Source organism: Micromonospora sp. NPDC003776 (assembly GCF_053605645.1).
Window position 1 is genome coordinate 1 of sequence record NZ_JBSGJR010000366.1, and the last position, 7186, is coordinate 7186.

The 7186-nt window shown below is 76.1% G+C and carries 6 protein-coding genes; 5 read left to right on the forward strand and 1 reads right to left on the reverse strand.

Annotated features, from left to right (window positions below):
* The coding region (locus ACWEVO_RS24910; protein ID WP_452309935.1) for an FAD:protein FMN transferase at positions 1-679 on the reverse strand (679 nt) is incomplete at its 3' end.
* 195 nt (positions 680-874) lie between these two features.
* On the opposite strand from ACWEVO_RS24910, the gene ACWEVO_RS24915 reads away from it, so the two are divergent.
* The 5 genes from ACWEVO_RS24915 to ACWEVO_RS24935 form a co-directional block, all read left to right on the forward strand.
* Positions 875-1615 (forward strand): response regulator transcription factor, encoded by a 741-nt coding sequence (locus ACWEVO_RS24915; RefSeq protein ID WP_452309940.1) that lies wholly within the window; start codon positions 875-877, stop codon positions 1613-1615.
* A complete protein-coding gene (locus ACWEVO_RS24920) occupies positions 1593-3101 on the forward strand; it encodes a sensor histidine kinase (RefSeq protein ID WP_452309936.1) in 1509 nt (502 codons plus the stop codon). The genes ACWEVO_RS24915 and ACWEVO_RS24920 overlap by 23 nt, the downstream gene beginning before the upstream one ends.
* A gap of 45 nt (positions 3102-3146) precedes the next feature.
* Positions 3147-5393, forward strand: coding sequence for an ArnT family glycosyltransferase (locus ACWEVO_RS24925; RefSeq protein ID WP_452309937.1), 2247 nt, complete (start codon positions 3147-3149; stop codon positions 5391-5393).
* 1 nt (position 5394) lies between these two features.
* Positions 5395-6624 carry a glycosyltransferase gene (locus ACWEVO_RS24930; RefSeq protein ID WP_452309938.1) on the forward strand — a complete coding sequence of 410 codons (1230 nt, stop codon included), beginning with the start codon at positions 5395-5397 and terminating at the stop codon, positions 6622-6624.
* 97 nt (positions 6625-6721) lie between these two features.
* The coding region (locus ACWEVO_RS24935) for a DUF6597 domain-containing transcriptional factor (RefSeq protein ID WP_452309939.1) at positions 6722-7186 on the forward strand (465 nt) is incomplete at its 3' end.

The window sequence follows — 7186 nt, forward strand, 5'->3', positions numbered from 1 at the left end:
GGGCGGCGACCGACACCCCCGCCCACGGGGAGGCGGGTGCCCCGCCGGTACGCGGGTCGCGTACCCCGCCGCCGTCGGGGCGCAGCACGTCGGCGGTGACCAGCGCGCCGCCGGCCCGGGTCGGCGGGCCGGGCGACACCCGCCAACCGCCGGCCGGCGCCGGGCCGGCCACCGCGAGCCGGGACCCCACCGCCACCAGCACCCCGGTCCCGTGCCGGGCCGCCACCTGCTCCGCGCAGCGCTGCACCAGGTACGCCGTGGCCGTCGCGCCCAGGTCCAGCCAGCACGGCGGCGGCACCGCCAGCCGGTCGCCGCGCAGCGACACCCCCCGCCAGTCCGCGGAACGCTCCACCCGCCCCCAGCCGGAGCCGCAGCTCGGCACCGGCCCCGCCGACCGGCGCAGCCGCGCCGCGCCGACCGCCGGGTCCACCGCCCCGCCACTCGCCTCGGCCGCTCGGAGGGCCACCGACACCAGCTCGCGCAGGAGTGGGCCGACCGGCACCGGCCGGCCGGCGGCCCGGTGTGCCCGGGCCAGCTCCAGATCCACGGCTCGCAGCCCGGCCAGCCGGCGCGCCACCGTCCGCCGGGCCGCCGGCAGCGCGGTACGGTCGGACACCGCCACCCGTACCGGCCGGTCCCGCCACCACCAGCGGACCTCGAAGGTTCCGTCCACGCCCATGCCGGCAGCGTGCCCCGCCCGGCTGGAGGTGACGTGGGCCCCACCTGTGGCCCGGCTGTGCGGCCCGGCGGCCCGGCCCAACGCGAAGCGGGGTGGCGCAGGGTGGCGCGGAACCGCCCGGCCGGCCCGCACAGCTGGTACACAGGATCGGGACAGGGCCGGCACAGCGGGGCCCTCCACGATGGGGGCATGGTCATGGATGGGCGGGCCGCGCAGGGCCGGATCGAACTGCGCCGGCCGGACGGTGAGCCGGTGCGGGTGCTGGTGGTGGACGACGAGCCGACGCTCACCGACCTGCTCTCGATGGCGCTGCGCTACGAGGGCTGGCAGGTCACCACCGCCGGCAACGGGATGGCCGCGATCAGCACCGCCCGGCAGTTCAAGCCGGACGTCGTCGTGCTCGACGTGATGCTGCCCGACCTCGACGGCTTCCAGGTGCTGCGCCGGCTGCGCGAGGACAGCCCGACCGTGCCGGTGCTCTTCCTGACCGCGCGCGACGCCGTGGAGGAGCGGATCGCCGGGCTCACCGTCGGCGGGGACGACTACGTCACCAAGCCGTTCAGCCTCGAGGAGGTGATCGCCCGCCTGCGCGCCCTGCTGCGCCGGTCCGGGTTCGCGGTCGCCACCCGCGAGGACGCCGTGCTCACCGTCGGCGACCTCAGCCTCGACGAGGACAGCCACGAGGTACGTCGGGGCGGCGACCTGATCACCCTCACCGCCACCGAGTTCGAGCTGCTGCGCTACCTGATGCGCAACCCGCGCCGGGTGCTGAGCAAGGCGCAGATCCTCGACCGGGTCTGGAACTACGACTTCGGTGGCCAGGCCAACGTCGTCGAGCTGTACATCTCGTACCTGCGCAAGAAGATCGACGCGGGCCGCGAGCCGATGATCCACACCCTGCGCGGGGCGGGCTATGTCCTCAAGCCCGCGGAGTGACCCGGGCGGGCGGTGGCGTCGCCGGCTCGCCGGCTGGTCGCTGCGCCGTCGCCTGGTGCTCTCCGTGGTGGCGCTCCTCGCCCTGGTCAGCGTCGGCATCGGCGGGCTGACCACGGTCGCCCTGCGGCACTTCCTGATCAGCCAGGTCGACAACCAGCTCACCGGTGGTGACCGCCGGGGACGCGAGGTCGAGGAACTCTTCCGCGAGCGCCCCTCGCAGGTGCCCGTTCCAGGCGGTGAGCAGCACCAGCTGGCCCCGCCGCCCGGCTTCCCGCCGAACTCGGTGGCGGTCAAGCTCGTGGACGGGCAGGTCGCGTCCAGCACGATCCGGACCGAGACCGGGGACGTCGAGCGGGTGCTGCCGGGCGAGGTGACCGCGTTGACCCACCAGCCCACCGACGGCCGGCCCCGCACCGTCGAGCTGGGGGACCATGGCGACTACCGCGCCGCGGCGCGCCAGGTTCAGGACGGGGACGTGCTGATCTTCGCCATCCCGCTCTCCTCCGTGGAGGAGACGGTGATGTGGATGATGGTCGCGCAGGCCGGCGTGATCACCGCCGGGCTGATCATCGCCGGCAGTCTCGGCCTGGTGATCGTCCGGGCCACGCTGCGGCCGCTCAACCGCGTCGTGGCCACCGCCGCCCGGGTCACCGAACTGCCGCTCGACCGGGGCGAGGTGGCCCTGTCCGTCCGGGTGCCCGAGGCCGACACCGACCCGCGTACCGAGGTGGGACAGGTGGGCGGCGCGCTCAACCGGATGCTGGGGCACGTCGCGGCCGCGCTCGCCGCCCGGCAGGCCAGCGAGACCCGGGTACGCCAGTTCGTCGCCGACGCCAGCCACGAGCTGCGTACGCCCCTGGCGGCGATCCGGGGCTACGCGGAGGTGGCCCGGCGCGGCCGGGACGAGGTGCCGCCGGACGTGGCGCACGCGCTGCGCCGGGTCGAGTCGGAGAGCACCCGGATGACCAGCCTCGTCGACGACCTGCTGCTCCTGGCCCGGCTCGACTCCGGCCGGCCCCTCGCGGCCGAGCCGGTCGACCTCACCGCGCTGGTCGTCAACGCGGTCAGCGACGCCCACGTGGCCGGGCCCGACCACCGTTGGCAGCTCGACCTGCCCGACGAGCCGGTCGCCGTCACCGGCGACGCCCACCGGCTGCACCAGGTGGTGGCGAACCTGCTGGCCAACGCCCGGGTGCACACCCCGCCCGGCACCACCGTCACCACCCGGCTCGCCGCGGCCCCCGACGGGGTGGAGCTGAGCGTGGCCGACGACGGCCCGGGCATCCCCGCCGAGCTGCAGCCCGAGGTCTTCGAACGCTTCGCCCGGGGCGACAGCTCACGCTCCCGGGCCCACGGCAGCACCGGCCTGGGCCTGTCCATCGTGGCCGCGGTGGTGGAGGCGCACCACGGCCGGGTCGACGTGGCCAGCCGCCCCGGGCGGACCGTGTTCACGGTCCGGCTGCCGGGATCCACAGCCGACGCATAGGTCGTTCACGGGGGTGCGCCAGCGGGCTACCCGAGGCTGGCCGGCATGGAGAGAACAGAGAGCCTGCTGACCGCGCCCACGGCCGGGTCGCCCGCGACCGACCCGGCCCCCGCGCCCGCCCCGGAACCGGTTCGCGCCGACGTGGCCAGCCCGCCCGCCGACCCGCCACGCCGGGACCCGCGCTGGGCGAGACCGGCCCTGGCCGGCCTGCTGCTGGCCACCGCGCTGCTGTACCTGTGGGGCCTGGGCGCCTCGGGCTGGGGCAACGCGTTCTACTCGGCGGCCGTGCAGGCCGGCTCGGAGAGCTGGAAGGCGTTCTTCTACGGCTCCTCCGACGCGGCCAACTCGATCACCGTCGACAAGACCCCGGCCTCGCTCTGGCTGATGGCGCTCTCCGTGCGGGTGTTCGGGCTGAACAGCTGGTCGATCCTGGTCCCGCAGGCGCTGCTCGGGGTCGCCTCGGTCGGCGTCCTGTACGCGGCCATCCGCCGCTGGTACGGCCCGGCCGCCGGGCTGGTCGCCGGCGCGGTGCTCGCGGTCACCCCGGTCGCCACCCTGATGTTCCGGTTCAACAACCCCGACGCCCTGCTGGTCTTCCTGCTGATCACGGCCGCGTACGCGACCGTGCGCGCGGTGGAGACGGCCAGCACCCGGTGGATCGTGCTGACCGGCGCCCTGGTCGGCCTCGGCTTCCTCACCAAGATGCTCCAGGCGTTCCTGGTGATCCCGGTCTTCGCCGGGGTCTACCTGCTGGCCGCGCCGACCGGCTTCTGGCGGCGCGTCCGGCAGCTGCTGCTCTCCGGGCTGGCCGTGGTCGTCGCCGCCGGCTGGTGGGTGGCGTTCGTGGAGCTCGTTCCGGCCAGCGCCCGCCCGTACATCGGCGGGTCGCAGCACAACAGCATCCTCGAGCTGACCCTCGGCTACAACGGCCTGGGCCGGATCACCGGCGACGAGGAGGGCAGCGTCGGCGGCGCGGGCCGGATGGGCGGCGGTGGCGGCGGCCCGTTCGCCGGCCAGAACGGCCTGCTGCGGATGTTCGACACCGAGGTCGGCGGGCAGGTCTCCTGGCTGCTGCCGGCCGCGTTGATCCTGCTGGTGGCCGGGCTCGTGCTGGCCGGCCGCGCGGCGCGCACCGACCGGACCCGGGCCGGGCTGCTGCTCTGGGGCGGCTGGCTGCTGGTCACCGGGCTGATCTTCAGCTTCATGTCCGGCATCTTCCACCCGTACTACACGGTGGCCCTGGCCCCGGCGATCGGCGCCCTGGTCGGCATCGGGGCGACCCTGCTGTGGCGCGCCCGCTCCGCCCCGCGGCCCGTGCCCACCGTCGCCGGCTACGCCCCGGCCGCCGTGTCCGGTCCGGTCCCGCCGGCCGCGTCCCTGATCCCTCCGGCCGGCGGTCCGGCCGGGAACCGGCGGCGCGCCCTCGCCGCCACCGCGACCCTCGCGGTCACCCTGGCGGTCACCGCCTGGTGGTCGTGGCGCCTGCTCGGCCGCAGCGCCGACTGGCATCCCTGGCTGCGGACCCCCGTGCTGGCGGTCGGCCTGGCCGCCGCCGCGCTGCTGCTGCTCGCCGACTGGCTGCCCCGTCGGGTCGCCCCGGTGGTGCTCGCGCTCGGCGCGGCGGCCGCCCTCGTCGGCCCGGTCGCCTACTCGCTGGAGACGGCCGCGACCGCCCACACCGGCTCGATTCCCAGCGCGGGGCCGTTCGTCCAGGGCGCCTTCGGCCCCGGCGGGCGCGGCGGGTTCCCCGGTGGCGGCTTTCCGGGCCGCCACGACGGTGGCAGCCGCCAGTTCCCCGGCTTTCCCGGCCGCAACGGCACCGGCCAGAACGGCGGCACCGGCCAGAACGGGCAGTTCCCCGGCCTCCCCGGCGGCGGCCAGTTCCCGAGCGGCGGCGGCCGGTCGGCGCGCGGCGGCGGCATGGGCGGGCTGCTCGACGCCCGCGAACCGAGCGCGGAGATGACCGCGCTGCTGACGGCGGACGCCGACGACTACACCTGGGTGGCCGCGACCATCGGGTCGAACAACGCCTCCGGCTACCAGCTCGCCACCCGGGAGCCGGTGATGCCGATCGGCGGGTTCAACGGCAGCGACCCGTCCCCGACGCTCGCCCAGTTCCAGCGGTACGCCGCCGCCGGAAGGATCCACTACTTCATCGGCGGCGGCGGGTTCCGGGCCAACGGCGGCAGCAACGCCTCCCAGGAGATCGCCGGCTGGGTCGCCGAGCACTTCACCGCGAAGACCGTGGACGGCGTCACCGTGTACGACCTGAGCAGCGGAGAGCAGGGCTGACATGACCAGGACGAGCGAACCTCGGGCGGCGGTACGGGCCCGGCCGGCGACGCCCACAGTGGTGCTGGACGTGGTGGTCCCGGTGCACAACGAGGAGACCGACCTGGCGCCGTGCGTACGGCGGTTGCACGCGCACCTGACCGAGCACTTCCCGTACCCGTTCCGGATCACGGTGGCGGACAACGCCAGCGTGGACGGCACCCTCGCGGTGGCCGAGGCGCTCGCCGCGCAGCTGCCCGAGCTGGGCGTGCTGCACCTGGACGCCAAGGGGCGGGGGCGGGCCCTGCGGGCGGCCTGGTCCGCCTCACCGGCGCCGGTGCTGGCGTACATGGACGTGGACCTCTCCACCGACCTGGCCGCGCTGTTGCCGCTGGTCGCGCCGCTCATCTCCGGCCACTCCGACCTGGCCATCGGCACCCGGCTGGCGCGGACCAGCCGGGTGGTCCGGGGCGCCAAGCGGGAGGTGATCTCCCGGGGCTACAACCTGCTGCTGCGCGGCACCCTCGCGGCGCGGTTCTCCGACGCGCAGTGCGGCTTCAAGGCGGTCCGCGCCGACGTGGCGGCCGGACTGCTGCCGCTGGTCCAGGACACCGGCTGGTTCTTCGACACCGAGCTGCTGGTCCTCGCCCAGCGGGCCGGGCTGCGGATCCACGAGGTGCCGGTGGACTGGGTGGACGACCCGGACAGCCGGGTGGACATCGTCGCCACGGCACTGGCTGACCTGCGCGGCATCGGGCGGCTGGGCCGAGGCCTGCTGACCGGGGCGCTGCCCCTGGCGGAGCTGCGCCAACAGCTCGGCCGGGCGCCCCTGACCCCGCCACCCGCCCAGGTGCCGGTGGGGCTGCCCCGGCAGCTCGTCCGGTTCGCGGCGGTCGGGGTGGCCAGCACGCTCGCGTACCTGGTGCTGTTCGTGCTGGCCCGGGGCCCGTTCGGGGCGCAGGCGGCGAACCTGCTGGCGCTGCTGGTCACCGCGGTGGCCAACACGGCCGCCAACCGTCGGCTCACCTTCGGTGTCACCGGGCGCCGGCACGTCGGCCGGCACCATCTCCAGGGGCTGCTCGCGTTCGCCCTCGGCCTCGCCCTGACCAGTGGGTCACTGGCGGTGCTGCACGCCGCCGCGGCGACCCCGCCGCGGGCCCTGGAACTGACCGTCCTGGTCGCCGCCAACCTGGCGGCCACCGCCCTCCGTTTCGTCCTCCTCCGCCTCGCCATGCACCACCGCCTTCCGTGACCGCCCCGGATCTTGGACAGTTGCCGTTCCCCAGGAACGGCAACTGCCCAGGATCTCGGCTACGGCGTCGTGGTGGTCGCCGTGGCAGGGTGGAGGGATGTACCGGGAACGGGCGGCGGGCGGCATCGCGGGCGCGGTGCTGTGGGAGAGCGTCAGCGCCGGTACGGGGCCGGCCCGCGTGCTGCCGGACGGGTGCCTGGATCTGCTCTGGTCCAGCCGGGCCGGGCTGCTGGTCGCCGGGCCGGACCGCACCGCCCACCTGTCGCTGAGCGTGCCGGGGGAGCGCTGGGTCGGGCTGCGGCTGCCGCCCGGCGTCGGGCCCGCCGTGTTCGGGGTGCCCGCCCACGAGCTGCGGGATCAGCGGGTCCCCCTCGCCGACCTGTGGGGCCGGACCGCCGGCGACCTGGCCGACCGGATCGACGCCGCCCGGGGGGCCGCCGCCCGCGCGGATCACCGCCGGGCGGTCTGGCCCGCCCCGCGGGTCGCCGCGCTGCTGGAGGCGGTCGCCGCGGCCCGGCTGCGGGCGGCCGGCGGCCCGGACCCGCTCGGCGGCCGGGTCGCC

Bases quoted from the DNA above. Each gene is read 5' to 3' on its own strand.
- ACWEVO_RS24915 (WP_452309940.1), top strand. From the start codon at position 875: ATGGATGGGCGGGCCGCGCAGGGCCGGATCGAACTGCGCCGGCCGGAC.
- ACWEVO_RS24920 (WP_452309936.1), top strand. From the start codon at position 1,593: ATGTCCTCAAGCCCGCGGAGTGACCCGGGCGGGCGGTGGCGTCGCCGG.
- ACWEVO_RS24925 (WP_452309937.1), top strand. From the start codon at position 3,147: ATGGAGAGAACAGAGAGCCTGCTGACCGCGCCCACGGCCGGGTCGCCC.
- ACWEVO_RS24930 (WP_452309938.1), top strand. From the start codon at position 5,395: ATGACCAGGACGAGCGAACCTCGGGCGGCGGTACGGGCCCGGCCGGCG.